Annotated in this window: 11 protein-coding genes; 6 read left to right on the top strand and 5 right to left on the bottom strand. The window is 68.8% G+C overall.

Annotated features, from left to right (window positions below; all coding sequences use genetic code 11):
- Positions 1–221: 221 nt before the first annotated feature.
- Both AC1DKN_RS11585 and AC1DKN_RS11580 read right to left on the bottom strand, forming a co-directional pair.
- Positions 222–707 carry an Rv3235 family protein gene (locus tag AC1DKN_RS11585; protein ID WP_230008799.1) on the bottom strand — a complete coding sequence of 162 codons (486 nt, stop codon included), beginning with the start codon at positions 705–707 and terminating at the stop codon, positions 222–224.
- A gap of 162 nt (positions 708–869) precedes the next feature.
- Positions 870–1,736, bottom strand: a complete 867-nt coding sequence (locus AC1DKN_RS11580; RefSeq protein ID WP_476871326.1) for a LysM peptidoglycan-binding domain-containing protein — start codon at positions 1,734–1,736, stop codon at positions 870–872.
- Between the two features lie 129 nt (positions 1,737–1,865).
- Here AC1DKN_RS11580 and AC1DKN_RS11575 point away from each other — a divergent pair, with 129 nt between their 5' ends.
- Positions 1,866–2,435 carry a hypothetical protein gene (locus tag AC1DKN_RS11575; protein WP_476871325.1) on the top strand — a complete coding sequence of 190 codons (570 nt, stop codon included), beginning with the start codon at positions 1,866–1,868 and terminating at the stop codon, positions 2,433–2,435.
- A gap of 14 nt (positions 2,436–2,449) precedes the next feature.
- On the opposite strand, the gene AC1DKN_RS11570 is transcribed toward AC1DKN_RS11575, so the two are convergent.
- Positions 2,450–2,671 (bottom strand): helix-turn-helix domain-containing protein, encoded by a 222-nt coding sequence (locus tag AC1DKN_RS11570; RefSeq protein WP_018775212.1) that lies wholly within the window; start codon positions 2,669–2,671, stop codon positions 2,450–2,452.
- A 151-nt stretch (positions 2,672–2,822) separates the two neighbouring features.
- Here AC1DKN_RS11570 and AC1DKN_RS11565 point away from each other — a divergent pair, with 151 nt between their 5' ends.
- From AC1DKN_RS11565 to AC1DKN_RS11550, 4 genes are read left to right on the top strand one after another with little or no spacing between them, the layout of a single operon-like run.
- Positions 2,823–3,467 (top strand): CpaB family protein, encoded by a 645-nt coding sequence (locus AC1DKN_RS11565; protein WP_476856690.1) that lies wholly within the window; start codon positions 2,823–2,825, stop codon positions 3,465–3,467.
- Complete coding sequence (locus AC1DKN_RS11560) at positions 3,464–4,783, top strand: CpaE/TadZ family protein (RefSeq protein ID WP_476856728.1); 1,320 nt, start codon at positions 3,464–3,466, stop codon at positions 4,781–4,783. The genes AC1DKN_RS11565 and AC1DKN_RS11560 overlap by 4 nt, the downstream gene beginning before the upstream one ends.
- A 57-nt stretch (positions 4,784–4,840) precedes the next feature.
- Positions 4,841–9,706, top strand: coding sequence for an NAD-glutamate dehydrogenase (locus tag AC1DKN_RS11555; RefSeq protein ID WP_476871324.1), 4,866 nt, complete (start codon positions 4,841–4,843; stop codon positions 9,704–9,706).
- A 36-nt stretch (positions 9,707–9,742) separates the two neighbouring features.
- Complete coding sequence (locus tag AC1DKN_RS11550) at positions 9,743–11,212, top strand: sensor histidine kinase (protein ID WP_223916150.1); 1,470 nt, start codon at positions 9,743–9,745, stop codon at positions 11,210–11,212.
- A gap of 153 nt (positions 11,213–11,365) precedes the next feature.
- On the opposite strand, the gene AC1DKN_RS11545 is transcribed toward AC1DKN_RS11550, so the two are convergent.
- Entirely contained in the window at positions 11,366–11,614 is a 249-nt protein-coding gene (locus AC1DKN_RS11545) for a WhiB family transcriptional regulator (RefSeq protein WP_003804966.1), read from the bottom strand.
- 440 nt (positions 11,615–12,054) lie between these two features.
- Between AC1DKN_RS11545 and AC1DKN_RS11540 the strand changes: the two genes are divergently transcribed.
- Entirely contained in the window at positions 12,055–12,414 is a 360-nt protein-coding gene (locus tag AC1DKN_RS11540; protein WP_476856692.1) for a hypothetical protein, read from the top strand.
- Here the strand turns inward: AC1DKN_RS11540 and AC1DKN_RS11535 are convergent.
- Positions 12,382–16,746, bottom strand: coding sequence for an FtsK/SpoIIIE domain-containing protein (locus AC1DKN_RS11535; RefSeq protein WP_476871323.1), 4,365 nt, complete (start codon positions 16,744–16,746; stop codon positions 12,382–12,384). The genes AC1DKN_RS11540 and AC1DKN_RS11535 overlap by 33 nt on opposite strands.
- Positions 16,747–16,996 lie beyond the last annotated feature (250 nt).

Here is a 16,996-nt window from a genome sequence, read left to right as displayed (position 1 = left end):
ACGGGAGGACCGGAGCATTTGCTCCGGTCCTTCCGTGTTTGCGCCTCCTTTCCCTCACATGCCGGGCATTCCCTTGCAGACCGGGCCCGGTTCCGCAGGCTCCTGCCCGTTGCTGCCCTCGGCCGGCTACTGGCTTCTGCCGGTTCTCGGCCTGTCTGTTGCCGGCTTTCTGCCTGTTTTCTGCGGACTCTCTGCCTGTTTTGTTCCTCCGGCCCTGCCGTTCAGCCGATCTCCAGCACTGTGACGCGCCAGGCCGCCGTGCCGCGCTCCAGCCGCAGCGCGACCGCGCGAACCCGTGATTCCTCGACCACCACGGCGCTGGCCTCGTAGACGTCATCCGACACGCGGCAGGCCCGGACGGACCTGACGGACGGGTTGCGGTGCAGCCTGCCCGCCGTCGGCGAGCTGCCGGAGGCAACCCGGCGGGTCAATGCGGCTCGGTGCTGCAGGGCCGCCAGACAGCGCGGGTCCAGGCGCCGGGAGAGCTGCTGTGCGGGCCGCGTCCCGGCCAGCACCTCGATCGCCGCCTGCACGGTGCTCCGGGAAATCGCACAAATCTCGCGGGCCTCGTCAACAACGCGCAGCGGCGGCGGGGCCGCAGTGGCGTGGTTGGCCGGTGGTGTAGCCGTACCGGACACAACCCTGAGAGCGGGGGCATGCGGGACGGGGGTCGCCGCGGCTGAGCGGATCCCGGTGACTGCGTTCATGACGGTTCCTTTGCTGATGGCTGGTGCGGGTGGCTTTGCGGCTGGTGCGGGTGGCTGGAACCGGGCGAATCTTCCGACCGGCTTGTCCTGTGGTCTTCGGTGGGCCGGGGCCGGGGCCAGGGCCGGGGCCGGCGCTGGCCCCGGCCTGTGGTGCGGCGGCCCCTAGCGCGGCGGCGGGAGGACCAGGACCTGTCCGGGCCGCAGGAAGTGCGGGTCGGCTCCGATAGCGTCGCGGTTGCCCGCATAGAGCCGGGGCCACTCTCTGGCGATGTCGGCGTCGGAAGCCAACGGCCCCAGAGCGGCCGCGGCGATGCTCCACAGCGAATCGCCGGACCGGACCGTGACCTCCCTGCGGGCGCCGGGGAAGTCCTGTGTGCGCACATGGCGTGCAGCCAGCGGTCCGGCATCCACGATCGGGCTCAGCGGCTTCCACCGCGGATCCAGCGCGGAACCGGCTCCCGGTCCGTGTGGCTCCGGTGCCAAGGCCTCCCCGGGTGACGGAGTCCAGGATGCCGCTACCGCTACCGCTGCCGGACCGGGTCTTTCCGGTCCGGGCCCGCCAGGCGCAGTGGCCGCGCTGGCCAGCGGCGCCGTCAGCAGCTGCAGTCCGACGGCGGCGAGCACCAGCCGCCGCATGAACGCCGGGCTGAACCGGCCCGTGGCGGCCGCCGCGCGGGTCCGGCCGAGGCGGTCCAGCAGTGCCGCCGCGACGGCGAAAGCGAGCGACATCACCCACCAGGTGATGACAATCAGCCCGGCCGTATTTGCCACGATCCCGAGCTGGTCCTCGAAGGACAGCGACTGCCGGCGTGCCGAGCCGGACTGCCAGCGCTGAATCAGGAAACTTCCCGTAGCTGCGAGGAAGATCCCGAGCAACAGGATGGCGGCGGCCATGGCGGCGTCGGCCCGGACTGTTTGTCTGGGCATGGGGACGGGCAGGGGCCGGTCCCCGGGTTGCGGCGTCGCTGTCCGGTCCATGGGCTGTTCCTCCAGTCGAAATGTGTACCGTTTGATGGTGTTTAATGCCATTTGATAACTTTTAAGCCTGTTTAATTGAGTCTGATCCTGTTGTGCTCCGTTTGTCTAGACGCAGTCCGAGTCTGTGGATAGTGGAGGCCTCGGATTGACCAGTGCGGGAGGGCCGCCTACGCTGGCGCCATGCGGTGGGACGCCTTGTTTGAGGACATGGAGGCACAGCTGGCCGCGCGCCAGCGGCTGGAATTAGAGGCTGAAATAGCCGAGCGTGCACTCGTGGACTCTGCGGGAGTGCAGCTCGCGGACCGGCTCCGCGGGTCCCTCGGGCTCAGTATCCGCGTGCATTTGTCCTTGGGGCGGGTGTTCGAGGGAGTGCTGAGCCACGCGGGCAGCGAGGCCCTGGTCCTTGATGAGCCCCAACACCAAGTGCTCATTCCCTACGCCGCGGCCGCGCACTATGGGGGCCTGTCGCGGGTGGCGGTCTCCGAACCGTCAATCGTCCGCCGGCGGCTCGGTTTGGGCAGCGCCCTCCGGGGACTCGCCAGGAACCGTGCACGGGTGACGATCTTTGCCGGTCACGGGAGGGCAGATGCGGGGCTCCACGGCATCATCGACACGGTCGGCAGGGACTTCCTGGACCTGGCCGTGACACGGGACGGCGGGGAACGGCCTCCGGCGAACGCCCGGAAGGTGATTGCCATCCCCTTCGGCGCCCTCGCTGGCATCAGGTCCGTAGGTACCGTGGGCGGCTAGTCAGCCCGCCAGGTTCAACTTCCGGCGGACTTCGCCTTGGCCTCTTCGATCATGCGGCTGGCCTCGGCATAGCGCTCCTGGATGTACTGCTCGAGCATCTTCTCCTCGACGCGCCACTGGCCGCGTCCGCCCACCTGGATTGCCTTCAGCTCGCCGCTGCGAACGAGCGCGTAGGCGGCCGGAGAGTTGATCTGGAGCTGCTCGGCAACGTCAGCGAGAGTCAGGAATCGGGGCATGAACCCATTTTGCCACCGTTGAGGCCTACTGGCGCCGTTATCCACAGTTTGCGCCTGTTTGGCCCCGGATCTTCCACCCGGGCGGCCCGGGCGCAACAATAGGGGTGCCCGGCATCCGGGAATGGACGGCGACGACAGGGGGAGCGGACGCATGAGTGGAAGCGCGGCAGCCGAAGGGGCCCGTTTGAAAAGGCCGTCCTGGAAAGACCCCCGGCTCCTCGTCGGAATCCTGCTGGTCCTGGCATCCGTCGTTGGCGTGGTCTCGCTGGTCGGCGCCGCGGACCAGACCACGGAAGCGTACGCGGCGCGGGAGCCGATCGCCGTCGGCGAGACGCTGACAACCGACAAGCTGCACCGGGTCAAGGTGCGGCTCGGCGAAGTGGAACAGCACTACCTGACCCCGGAGGCCGGCCTGGATGCCGGACTTGTGGCCGTGCAGCGGATCGGCAAGGACCAACTGCTGCCGCGTGAGAGTGTCGGGCAGCTCGACGGGCTGGACCGCAAGCCCGTGGCCGTCACCGTCGAGGAGGCCCTTCCCGCCCAAGCCGTGGCGGGCTCGCGCGTGGATGTCTGGGTGGCGTTGCCGGATACCCGCAACGGCTTCAGCGAGCCCTCCCTGCTCCTCTCCGGCGCCGAAATTGCCCAGATCACCCCGGGCAGCACGGCCCTGGGCTCCTCACGTTCCACGGTGGTCATGGTGCTCGTTCCCGACGCCCAGATGCCCAAGTTGCTGGGGGCCCAGGCCAACAAAGCAAAGATCGCGGTCGTGTGGAACCCGGGCGGTACCTCGCGATGAGCATTCCCGTGGTGACTGTGGGGGACTCCCGCGATGACCTGGTCGGCGGACTGGAGCGGCTGCACGGGCCCGTGTCCGTTGTCCGGCGGTGCAGCGAGCTGGCGGAACTGCTGGCCGCCTGCCAGAGCGGGTTGGCCCGCGCCGCCGTCGTAGCGGCCGGCAGCGAAGAGCTGACGGCCTCGCTGGTGGACCGGCTGTCCGCCGTCGGCGTCGTCGTCATCGCCTTGACCGACAATCCGGAGGAAACTGTCCGCCTGCGGACCATTGGCGTGGCAGCGGAAGCCCGGGCCGTTGACGCCGCGGCCCTGGCGGCCCGGATTTCCGCAGCGGTGGCGCAGCTCAGTGGCACCGGAGAGGGCCCGGGACCGGCCGCGGGGGACGGCGCCGCGCTCGTCGCCGCCGCAGGGCAGGTGCCGCGGTCTTCCGGGGCGCACACCGTCACCGCAAGCCCAGGCGCGAAGGGCCGGATCATTGCGGTCTGGGGTCCGGCCGGCGCGCCGGGCCGGACCCTGGTGGCCGCCAACATCGCGGGGGAGCTGGCCGCGGAAGGCCATTCCGTGCTGCTGGTCGACGCCGACAGCTACGGTGCCAGCGTGGCCGCCCTCCTGGGTCTGCTTGACGAGGCCGCCGGGCTGGCTCAGGCCTGCCGGCTGGCAGACCAGGGCCTGCTTGACGCCGATGCCCTGCTCAGGATCGCCACGACCGTGCCGACCAAGGCCGGCGCGCTGCGGGTGCTCACCGGGATTACGCGGGCGGACCGCTGGACGGAACTGCGCGCCGCGGCCCTCACACTGGTGCTGGAGCGGGCCCGGGAGATTGCGGATGTCACTGTGGTGGACACCGGCTTCTGCCTCGAAGCCGATGACGAGCTTGGCTTTGACAGTGGCGCGCCGCGCCGCAACGCCGCGACCCTGCGAAGCCTGGAGCTGGCCGACACGGTCTTTGCCGTCGGGGCGGCGGACTCCATCGGGGTGCCGAGGCTCGTCCGCGGCCTCGCCGAGCTTCGGGCGGCCGTCCCGCAGGCGGCGCCGCAAGTGGTCCTGAACAAAGTCAGGACCTCCGCCGTTGGGCGCTCGCCCGAACGCCAGCTGCGGGCCGCCTGGGAGCGGTACGGCCCCTCGGCGCCGTTGTCGGCGTTCCTGCCGTCCGACCCCGCGGCGAGCGACGCCGCCCTCCTGTCCGGGGCACTTTTGCTCGAATCCGCCCCTGAATCCGAGTTGAGGCACGCGATCGCCATTTTGGTTTGTGCACCTGCCCAGCGAAATAAGAAATCCTTTGTCTTTTCTTCCACAGCACGACGCCGGGCAAAGGGTTAGGGTCAACGTAGGGGCCGCAAAGAGGCGGCTGTGAACTTCTTTTATGGAGGCGTTTCGATGTCGTCTGGGTCCAGCGTGGAGGATCAGCCCGTTTCGATCGGTAGCAGCGAAAGCTACCTCGGGGATTACTACGAGCACCTCGCGGAGGAGGATTTCCGGGCCTATCCCCAGGAAGTCCTGACGGCAAGGACCGAAACCCACCGCCAGATCGCGGCGACGCGGAAGCCGGGCATCGCGAACATCGACCTTCGTGACGAGGCAGACTGCAGCGTCCTGTACATCGTCACCGACGATATGCCCTTCCTCGTGGACTCCGTCAACGCCGAGCTGGTCCGCCAGAACGCGCCCATCCACCTCGTGCTGCACCCGCTTTTCGTGGTGACCCGCAACCGGGAGACGGGCAACCTCGTCAAGGTGGCCCGCGTCCCCTCCCACTTGGGCATCTCCAGCGGTGACACGGCGGCCATGCCGAACCTCTCCCACCTGATCGCCGAGGGCGACAACGCCTCGCACATGGAATCCTGGATCGCCGTCGAGATCGACCTCGTCGGCGAGGAGAAGCGCGCGGAGCTGGTCAAGGGAATCTCCCGCGTGCTTGGCGACGTCCGCGCCGCAGTCGAAGACTGGCCGAAGATGCGCACGAAAGCCCTTGAAATTTCCGCGGATCTGGACAGGGTAGCCAACCGGGCGCAGATTGCCGAGCTGCGCCAGGCCCAGGACCTGCTCCGCTGGCTCGATGACGGGAACTTCACCTTCCTCGGCTACCGCGAATACGACCTCGTGAACGAATCCGGCGAGGATGTCCTTGAACTTCGCGAGGAAAGCGGCCTCGGCCTGCTCCGCGCCGGTGCGGACACCCGCCAGGTCCAGCACCTCACCGAGGCCGGCCGGAAGAAGGCCCGCGAGAAGCGCGCACTCGTGATCACGAAGGCGAACTCCCGCTCCACCGTGCACCGCCCGGCGTACCTGGACTACATCGGCGTTAAAAGCTTCGACGCGGCCGGCAACGTCAACGGCGAACGCCGCTTCATCGGCCTGTTCGCCACAACCGCCTACGCCGGTTCCGTCCGCGATATCCCCGTAGTCCGGGAGAAAGTCGCCGCTGTTCTCAGCGACGCCGGCTTCCCGCCGGACTCGCACTCGGGCAAGGACCTCCTCGGCATCCTTGAAACCTATCCGCGCGATGAGCTCTTCCAGATCGAAATCCCGGACCTCGCCGCCATCGCCACCGGCATCCAGCGGCTGCAGGAACGCCGCCGGACGCGGCTCTTCCTCCGCCCCGACATCTACGGCCGCTTCATGTCCGCCGTCGTCTACCTGCCCCGCGACCGCTACACCACCAACGTCCGCCTGCGCATTGAGCAGGAACTGCGGGAGACCTTCAACGCCGTCTCCATCGACTATGAGGCGCGCATGACAGAGTCCGCTCTGGCCCGCCTCTTCTTCCGGATCCGGCTGCCCAAGGACGCCGACGTCAGCAACGTCAACAGCGACGAACTGGAGAAGCGGCTGGTCCGGGCCGCCCGTTCCTGGGGCGAAGGCATTTCCGAAGTTCTGCGCGCCCGCGGCGACGGCGGCACCAAGGAGGACGGCGCCAAGGAACTGGCAGCGGTCTGGGCCGAGGCGTTCCCGGCCGGATACCGGGTGGACTACGAGATCGAAGACGCGCTGCAGGACATCGACCGCTTCGAAAAGTACGGTGCCGCGGCCGAACGGGCCGGCGAAGCCGTCAAGGAGCACCCGGGCGTCCACGTGTACCTCCCCGACGGCGCCGGAGCCACACTGGAAGAGGACGCCCGGGTCAAGCTCTACATGCTGGAGCCGAAGAGCCTGAGCCAGATCCTGCCGTACTTCCACAACCTCGGCCTCGAGGTCCTGGACGAACGCCCGTTCGAGATCGAGACCGCGGATCACCGGGACTTCTTCCTCTACGACCTCGGCCTCAAGTACCCCGCCGGCGTGGATCCCCAGGCCACCGGCCAGCTGCTGGGCGAGTTCTTCGGCGCCGCCGTGACCGGCGCCGTGGAATCCGACAGCTTCGACCGGCTGGTACTGCGGGAGGGCATGCACTGGCGCCAGGTTGTCGTACTGCGCGCTTACGCCAAGTACATGCGGCAAATGGGCAACACCAACTCCTTCGGATTCCTGGCTGACACCCTGCTGGCGAACCCGGACGTCACCCGGGGACTCAGCGCCCTGTTCACAGCGCGGTTCGACCCGGCGCTCAGCGACTCCGACCGCGTGCTCAGGGAGGTAGAGGTCCTCGCCGGACTGGATGCAGCGATTGAGCAGGTCGCGACCCTCGATGCCGACCGCCTGCTGCGCACGTTCAAGAACCTGATCCAGGCCACGCTCCGCACGAACTACTTCCAGAACAAGCCCCACCTGAGCTTCAAACTGGATCCGTCCCTGATCGAGGGCCTGCCCTTCCCGCGGCCGATGTTCGAGATCTGGGTCTACTCGCCCCGGGTCGAGGGCGTGCACCTGCGCTTCGGCAAGGTGGCCCGCGGCGGCCTGCGCTGGTCGGACCGGCGCGAGGACTTCCGCACTGAAATCCTGGGCCTGGTGAAGGCGCAGACCGTCAAGAACGCCGTCATTGTTCCGACGGGCGCCAAGGGCGGCTTCTACGCCAAGCAGCTCCCGGACCCCGCGGCAGACCGCAGCGCCTGGATGGCCGAAGGTGTTGAGAGCTACAAAACGTTCATCCGCGGACTCCTGGACATCACGGACAACCTGATCGTGACGCCCGAGGGCGAAACCGTCCGGCCCCCGGCCGACGTCGTGCGCCATGACGACGACGATTCCTACCTTGTGGTCGCGGCCGACAAGGGTACGGCGTCATTCTCCGACATCGCCAACGGACTGGCCGGCGAATACGGGTTCTGGCTCGGCGACGCCTTCGCCTCCGGCGGCTCCGTCGGCTACGACCACAAGGCCATGGGCATCACCGCCCGCGGCGCGTGGGAGTCGGTCAAGCGCCACTTCAGCGAACTGGACCTCGACACCCAGGCCGAGCCCTTCACCGTGGTGGGCGTCGGTGACATGTCCGGCGACGTGTTCGGCAACGGCATGCTGCTCTCCAAGCACATCCGCTTGCTGGCTGCCTTCGACCACCGGCACATCTTCCTCGACCCCACCCCTAACGAGGCAACGTCCTACGCGGAACGCCAGAGGCTCTTCGAACTGCCCCGGTCCTCCTGGGATGACTACGACAAATCGCTCATCAGCGAAGGCGGCGGCGTCTTTGCCCGGCAGGCCAAGTCGATCCCCGTGTCCGCGCAGATCCGGACCGCCCTCGGCCTCCCGGAGGGCACCACGGAACTCAGCCCGCCGGAGCTCCTGCGCGCCATCCTCCTCGCCCCGGCCGACCTGCTCTACAACGGCGGCATCGGCACCTACGTCAAGGCCAGCACCGAAACGAATGCCGAGGTCGGCGACAAGGCCAATGACGCCATCCGCGTTGACGGCCGCGAACTGCGGGTCAAGGTGGTTGGGGAAGGCGGAAACCTGGGGATGACCCAGCGCGGACGCATCGAGGCCGCGCTGCAGGGCGTCATCCTCAACACGGACGCGATCGACAACTCGGCCGGCGTCGACTGCTCGGACCACGAGGTCAACATCAAGATCTTCGTGGACCGGATGGTGGCGGCAGGCAAGCTTGAGCCCGCCGAGCGTGCGGACTTCCTGGCCTCGATGACCGACGAGGTCGGCCGGCTGGTGCTCGAGGACAACATCGACCAGAACATCCTGCTCCTCAACGACCGGATGCGGGTTTCCGAATGGAGCCCGAGCTACGAACGGCTGATGGACTGGCTGGAAAAGTCGGCGGACCTCAAGCGGGACCTCGAGGCCCTGCCCACCACGGACACGCTGCGCGAGCGCCTGGAACAGGGCCAGGGGCTGACCTCCCCGGAGCTGTCGGTCCTGGCCGCCTACGCCAAGATCGAACTTGCCACCGCTTTGCGCGACAGCGACCTCGCCGATGACCCGTGGTTCCGCATGACGCTGCGGGCCTACTTCCCGGAGCAGCTGCGGGAGAGGTTCGACGCCGAACTGGACACCCACCCGCTGCGCCGGGAGATCATCGCGACCGTGGTTGCCAACGACATGATCAACCTCGGCGGCATCACCTTCGCGTTCCGTGCCATCGAGGAAACCTCGGCCACGGAGGCCGCCGTCGCCAAGGCGTTCGTGGCCCTCCGCGAGGTCTACGAGCTCGACATCATGGTCAAGGAACTCAACGAACTGCCGGCGTCGTTCCCGACCGAACACTGGAGCACCGTCCACCTGGACATCCGGCGGCTGCTGGACCGCGCCGTCCGGTGGCTCCTCGGCCAAGGCTCGGCGTCCCGTCCGATCGCCGAGATCGTGGCCGAATTCAAGCCGCTGATGGATCCCATGCGGGCCCGGCTGCTCGACTACCTCCGGGGTGACGACCGCGCCCGCGTGGCCGAATGGCTGGAGAAGGCGCGCAGCTGGGACCTTCCGGAAGACCTGGCACACCGCTGGGCGGAACTGTTCGAGAGCTTCGTGCTCCTGGACATCGCCAAGATCGTCCACGGCAGCAAGGAATCCGTGGCCGATATTGCCCACGTGTACTACACGGTCTTCAACCGCTTCCATGCAGATTCCCTGCTCGAACGCATCACCAAGCTGCCGAGGGAGGACCGCTGGCAGGCCCTGGCCCGCGCAGCCCTGCGCGATGACCTCTACTCCACCGTCTCGGACATGACGACGGCGGTGCTCGAGCGCACGCCGGCCGGGACTCCCGCCGAGGAGCGTCTTGCGGTCTGGGAGGGCCAGAACGCGGAGCAGCTGGGCCGGGCGAAGTCAATGTTTGATGAGGTCAATGCGCTCGAGGCCGATGACATGGCCTCACTGTCGGTAGCATTGAGGCTCTTGAGGTCAATCGTCCGACGCTAAGGGGCTGCCGTCCCTGGCGTCGCAAATGGAGGTGCTGTGGCAATCTTTACGGACCCAATCAGGGAACATGCTGATTTTGGCCCGGGGGATGCCGAATGGCTGCATCTCCTGGTCGGCGACTGGCAGATGGTCGCCGACCTCGCGTTCGCCGACCTGGCCCTGTGGTTTCCGCACCCGGAGTTCGGTTATGTGGCACTGGCCCACGTCCGCCCCTCCACCACGCACACGGTGTTCCACGCCGACTTCGTGGGGGAGGGGATCCGGTCGGACCTGCAGCCGCTGGTCGACAAGGCGTGGGAGAGCCGCGCGATCGAACGCTCCAACGAGACCAACTGGAGCAGCGACATGGCCCTGCGGGTCGAGGCGGTCCCGATGGTCCGCAACGGCCGCACCCTGGCGATCGTGACCTCCCATATGGACCTGTCGAGTTCGCGGATGCCCTCGCGGCTCGAGCTAACGTACCGGCAATGCGCCTACGATTTGCTGCGCATGGGAACCCTGGGCCTGTGGCCGGACTTCGCGTCGCCCACAGGCTCGCGCCGCGGCGCGCCGCGTGTGGGGGACGGTCTGATCAGGCTCGACGCCGAGGGGATCGTGCAGTATGCCAGCCCCAACGGGGTCTCCGCGTTCCGCCGCCTCGGCGACGGCGAGTCCCTCGAGGGCCGGTCCCTCGCCGAGGTCACTGCCGGGCTTCTGCGGGACCGGCGCATGGTCGATGAAACCCTGCCGCTCGTCGTCACGGGCCGGATGCCGTGGCGCAGCGAAATCGAGTCGCGCGGCGTGAGTCTTTCGCTGCGCGCGATCCCGCTGCGCGACGAGCAGCAGCGGTTCGGCGCCTTGGTCCTGTGCCGGGACGTCTCGGAGCTGCGCCGCCGGGAGATGGAGCTGGTCACCAAGGACGCCACGATCCGCGAGATCCATCACCGGGTGAAAAACAACCTGCAGACTGTCGCCGCCCTCTTGCGGATGCAGTCGCGGCGCATGGTCAGCGACGAGGCCAAACAGGGGCTCGAGCAGGCCATGCGGCGGGTGGCGACCATTGCCCTCGTGCATGAGACGCTCTCGCAGGGCCTGACCCAGAGCGTTGATTTTGACGAGCTCATCGGCCGCCAGTTCCGGCTCTCTGCCGAGGTCGCCTCGCCCTCGCAGCAGGTCAAGACACAGCGTTCCGGCCTCTTCGGCGACCTGCCGAGCGACTTCGCCACCCCGTTGGCCCTGGTCATCAACGAGCTGGTCACGAACGCGGTCGAGCACGGGCTGGAGGGGCGCACCGGTACTGTCTGGCTTATCGCCGACCGGTCGGAGAGCGAGGACGGGGATGAACTTCTCACCGTGACGGTGGAGGACGACGGCGTCGGACTGCCGGACACGCCTTACGTCGAGGGCTTGGGCCTGCAGATTGTCCGCACGCTGGTCATGAGTGAACTCGGTGGCACTATCCACTGGCAGGGAAGGGACGGCGGGGGAACCGCAGTCCAGATTGTCCTGAGCCTGACGCCGCGCTGACATCCTGACGCCGCGCTGATGCCGGGCGCACCACCGGCTCCGGGTGCACCGGCTTAAACGGACAATGGCCGCGGACCTGTGGGTCCGCGGCCATTGCTGCAGGGTCGTGCGATCGTTGCCGGCACCGTAGCTATCGGTGCTTGGGCAGCAGAATTAGGAGGCGCGCCGTGCCCGTGCTGCGCGGCGCTTGAGGGCGCGGCGCTCGTCCTCGCTCATCCCGCCCCACACTCCGGCATCCTGGCCGGACTCCAATGCCCACTGCAGGCAGGTGTCCACGACCGGGCAGCGCCGGCAAACACTTTTCGCTTCCTCGATCTGCAGGAGGGCAGGGCCGGTGTTTCCTACGGGGAAGAACAGCTCCGGGTCCTTGTCAAGGCAGGCTGCGCGGTTACGCCAATCCATGCTGATCAGTCACTCCATTCCTGGGAACTCGTTAAATGCCTTTGTGAAATTATTCACTAGAGGCTTCATAAGAAAAGGGCCCATTGGGGCCCCCTCGGTCATCTGGATTAAGCGTGTCATGTTAACGCTGTGTAAACAAGGGGTAATAGAGGCCAAGATGCCTCGAGACCGTGAGCGATGCATCACATTCAGTGGCGGCGTCCTCACATCTAGACGACTATGTCCGGTAGTGTGCCAGTGTGTCAAGGCCCCCTGTGAACCCTGAAGATCCCCGTGAAAATGCCGGCGAAAACCCCGGTGAGAATCCCCGCGAAAACCCCGGTGAGAGTCTCCCTGAAAATGCCGGCGGGCCTCCCGAAGCAAATTCACTGCCGAATCCGGGCGAAGCCCCTGGCAGTGGCCTTGTGCGGCCTCGGGGAATTGTTGTCATCGCTGTGGTCGTGGCACTGGAAGCCACGGCGCTGCTCGTGGCTGCCGTCTGGTACGGGACCCAGCTTCTGACCGGGGCGCCGGTACTCTCTTTTTGGGGTGCCGTCTTTACGCTCTGCCTGCTGCTGGCCTTCTCCGTGTGGCTCTTTGCCGTCGCACGCTTCCTGCTGCGGGGGTTCCGCTGGCCGCGGGCCGGTGCCCTGGTGGCCCAAATCTTTGTGCTGACCATTGGCTTCCCCACCCTGACCGGCGGCTATCCGTTGGCCGGACTGGCCATGCTGATCCCCGCTGTGACGGCGATCGTGCTTCTGTTCGACAAGCGGGTCATAGCGTTCGCCTCACGGGCTGCCGGAGCCCCTCCCGCCCTGTAGAGGTCCGTCCCGTGCGGCGTGCCGCCCGGGGGAGATGTGGTCCGGGCCGCCGGCGGCGCGGAGGAGTGCCGCCCGGCCGGCCGGGCGGAGCGCAGCCAGCTGGACGGGCGTCGCGCGGCCGTCGGAAATGACGACGGCGCGTCCCGGCGGAGGACTGTGCTCCGGTTCGAACCGGACCCCGAACGGCTCACTGTCCATGAGCCCGCGCGGACGTATCAGGACCGCCCGCCCCTGGCCGCGCGCGATGGCAGCGAGATCCACCCGTTGCCCAAAGCCCGGGCCAAATCCCGCGGTGAGGATCACCCTCCAGCCCAGGCTGTTCAGGGACGCCAAGGCCCTGTTGGCCTCGGGTGAGAGCAGATCGGCGTCATCTGCGAGCGCAATCGCTGTCCGGTCCAAGGTGCCCGCGAGCGCGCTGGCGTGGAGCCCGGACCAGTACTGGCCGGAAGCGGTTCCCGGCCGCGGCGCGAGCCAGGCGCAAGCAGGGTTCATCCCCGGCAGCGCAGCCAGCAGCGTGCTTTTCCCCGAGCCGGGGCCGCCGAGGACCGCGAGAACGCCGCCGGAGGGCAACTGGATCCCCTGCGGCCGCAGTTCGTCCCCGCCGACCCCGAGGACCAAAGCAACCGCCGGGACTGGGACATCCGCCGGGCCGGGCGCGGCAGCAGGCGCCGGAATCCTCTGCCCTGGACCGGAGCCGCACCGGGCCAGCACCTCGTCCACGGTCACCGACCCGGGCAGCGCGTCCACCCGGAAGGGCCTCGTTGAAACGGCCCCACTCGTGGGACGCAGCCCGTCCGCGGCCGCTGGTTCGAACAGCTGGGCCGCATGCCCGGTCGCCACAGGCGCGGGAACAAAAGCGCCGAACACGGCCACGCGGCCGGGGAGAGGCTCCAGGGCGGGAAGCCGCGGCCATGCAAGGCGGCCTTCGTCGGTAGAGCCTAAAGGGAAGAAAATCCGGTTGGGCAGGCCAGCGAAGAACCTCGCGGTCACGAGCTCACGCCCGCCGGAGACGAGGACAGTGATCCCTGCCCGGGAACCGTCCCGCACGATGTCATGAACGAGGTCTTCTGCCCAGGCCAGCGGCCCGGACCGGAATGCCGAAACCCAGGCGCCCCAGCCGCTGACCACCAGGACCAGCCCGGGCCGCGGCCGGCCCGCAGGCGCACCGAGCCGTGACGTGGCTTCTTCGGCAATCCGCCGCAGCACCCTGGCAGCCCGGCGCACTTCGTGCAGGCCGGCTACGGCGCCGACCCGGGATTCCGCTGCGGCGCCGCTGAAAGCGCCGGCGGCGTCAAGTATGTACAGGTGCGACTCCACCCTGCCGGCCAGAAGCTGATCAACCGCGAGGGCCAATACTCGGTCCCCGGCACCTGCTTCAGCGCCGACAAGGCCCAGATGCCCATGCCCGGCGGGACTCCAGCCCAGCTCCGTGACGCGTTGGAGCTCCGGCAGGTCCACCCGCCCCAGCCGGACCATGTCCCGCCCGGCGTGCCCGGAACCTGGGTGCGGCAGCAGGGCCGGCAGCGGATCTGCCACCGGCCGGCGGGGCCTTCGTGTGCCGAGACCCTGCCACACGGCCGCAGCGGCGTCGATCAACGCCGCCGCCCCCTGCACCGGAGTCAAGGCCGGAGCCAGCGCCGGAGCCGGAACCGGTGCCAGGGCCGCGCCGTCGTCTGCTTCGCGTCCGGCGGAGCCGTCGGCCCGGAAACCGGCGGCTGCCGGTGGCCGGGTCAGCTCGTCCGTGGCCGTGCGAACCGCGACCGTCCCGTCTGACCGCGGGTCGGCCCGGGGCGTCAGGGTGGCTGTCTGGAATTTCTCCGGAGCTTGTGCTCCGCGGACCAGGAACGCCCGCCCGGGGCGTGCGATGGGAATCGCGGCCGCGAGCCCGGAGCCCATAACGTCGAAGGATTCGGGGCCGGACTGGACCCGGAGCGCGATGCAGGTGGTGACATTGGCCCTGATGTCGGCGTTCAGGGCTCCCTGCGGGCGCTGGGTGGCCATGATGAGGTGGATCCCCAGTGACCGGCCGATGGCGGCAATCCTCATAAGTTCGGTGAGGGCGCCGGGCGCTTCGTCCACCAGGATCCTGAACTCGTCAACGATGATGACCAGAGAGGGGACGGGCGGTCCGGCGGCCGGTGACGCCTCGTAGGCCGCGAGATCCGGGGCATTGGCCCGGGCGAGCAGTTCCTCCCTCCGGCGGACCTCGGCCCGCAGAGAAACCAATGTGCGCTCCACCTGCGCAGCGCCCAGATCGGTCAGCATGCCGACGCAGTGCGGGAGGCCGGTGAGCGGACCCAAGCCGGAGCCGCCCTTGAAATCTATGAAGAGCAAGTTGACCCGGTCCGGCGGATGGCTGGCCGCGAGGCCGGCAGCAAGAGTCCGCAACAACTCCGACTTTCCGGAACCCGTGGTCCCCGCGACCAGGAAGTGCGGACCGTCAGCCTTCAGGTCGATCCGCACGGCACCCCGGGCCGCCACGCCGACGGGCGTACCCAGCCCGGCCTCCGCGCCGCTCCGGGACCAGCGCCGGGAGATGTCCTGTGCCGCGAGGGGAAGGACGTCGGCCAGGCTGCAATGCTGGGGGATAGCCGGCGGGGGAGCCGGCGGCGTACGCCGTGCGGCGCTGAACCCACGGCAAAAGCGGTCAAAGACCTCGGCCGGGACCAGATCCGGCACGAAGTCCACGGGCGGGGACCCAACCTTGATCAGGGCGCCGCGCCGGCCGAGGACAATGCCGGGGTGTACGCCGGGACCGGGCTCCGGCGAGCACTCGATCACCCTCCACCCATGCGCCGCCGCCATTGCCCTGAATGCCGGGCCGGCGCCAGCAGCGCCCGGACCGGGCGCGGCGCCTGACTGCGCCGGAGTGTCCCAAAGAATGAGGACGCCGCGGTCAAATCCCCCGCCATGACCCGGAGGACCGCCGGGACCGCCGGGATCGCCGGGGCCGCCGGGGCGGCCGGGACCGCCTGGACCGCCTGGACCGTCGGGAGCGCCTGGACCGTCGGGAGCGGCGGAACCGGCGGCCAGCACGGCCGCAGTGGTGGCGTCATTCGCGGACAGTGTGACGCCGGGCAGGAAGCGCGCCGGCAACGGCACCGTGTCCGCAGGGCCATGCAGCAGCAGTCGGGTGCTGTCCGCCAGGGGATAGGCGGCCAATTGCAGGATGAACGAGCGCATCAGTCCGGCCGTCGCGGGCGCGGGGCCGTGGACGGTCACCACCGCCGGGACCGGGTCCAAGGTCAGGGGCACCTGGCCGAGCGACGGTGGCCGAAAGCCGGCGTCGGGTGGTTCGGGCCGGATATTCGCGCTCTGTTCCGCCAGCCCGAGCCGCAGGCAGATTTCCGGCGGCTCCCCGCCAGGCGCACGGGCTGCCGGGGGCACCGCAGCCGCGCAACCAATGGTCAGGTCAGCCGCGGGAGGTGCGGCGTGCCGGCGTCGTTCCCTGTCCTGCAGGGCGGCCTCCGCCACAGCGGCCTGGAACTCGCGACGCTGGCGGCGGCCCGAGAGGAACGGGACCAGGACGGACACGCCAGAGACTGCGGTGAAGGCCAGGAACATCCACATGCCGGTGAGAAATGCCATGCCGACGCCGACCAGGAGCGGCAGCACCGCGGCCAGCGCCATGGCGGCCCGGTGGCCTTGGGCGGCGGTGCCGCGGACAACCAGCGGCGCGGCAACGCTGGAGCCTGCCAGCACCGTCACGGCGTCCGGGGCAGCACGGGGCACGCCCGATGGCCCGAGCCGGAGCGAGATAGTGGAATCGCCGCAGCGGATCGAGGACGCCGTGGTCACCGGGGCCGTTCGCACGCTCCGGCCATCGACGCTGGTGCCGTTCGCACTGCCGAGGTCCATGATCGTGACGTCCGAGTCCCCGACGTCCAGGCGCGCGTGCTCCCGGGAGAGCGCGGCATCAGGGATCACGACCTCGGTGCCCCCGCGTCCGATCCGGAAGCTTCCCCGCCGCAGGGCGACCAGCGTGCCCGCGCCGGGACCGCTGTCCACGGCGAGCAGCAACGTGGCAGTGTGCCGTCGGCCCGGCCCGGAGCTGAATCCCGCCCCCGATCCCGGCACGAGCCCAGCACCCTCAACCAGCACAGCACCCTGGACCAGGGGAGGCACGCCAACGGTCATGGCGGCGACCGGCGCTCCGCGGACCGACAGCTCACCGGTCCCGTAGCACCGGGCGACGGCAGCCTCCAGGTCCGCGCCCGGGCACGGGTCGGGGACCTCGACGGACAGCTCAATGAGCTGCCCGTCCGGCGTCGTACCTGCTGCGGGGGCGCTCTGCATCAGGCTGCTGGGCGCGAGAGTGCAGTGGTAAATCATCCGCGGCATCCTTTCCGAGCGGCCGTCCTGTTCCACGGGTCCTGTTCCACAGTAGGGAGGCTCCGGCCCGGCAGCGCCGGGGAAAATGATCCATGTGGAAAACGCTTCGGAGCGGCGCCGCTGCCCCCGCCATGCGAGGCTCCCGGACCCGTGACGGGGGTGGCATCTGATCGCGGGGCCAGCCGCGATTCGCCGGTACCCGCAGGGTCTCAGGTAGGCTAGACCAGCAGACAATGCACAACATTGCGCT

The sequence above is a fragment of the Arthrobacter sp. 01N444 genome, assembly GCF_056399305.1.
This window is presented reverse-complemented; position numbering and strand designations above follow the sequence as displayed.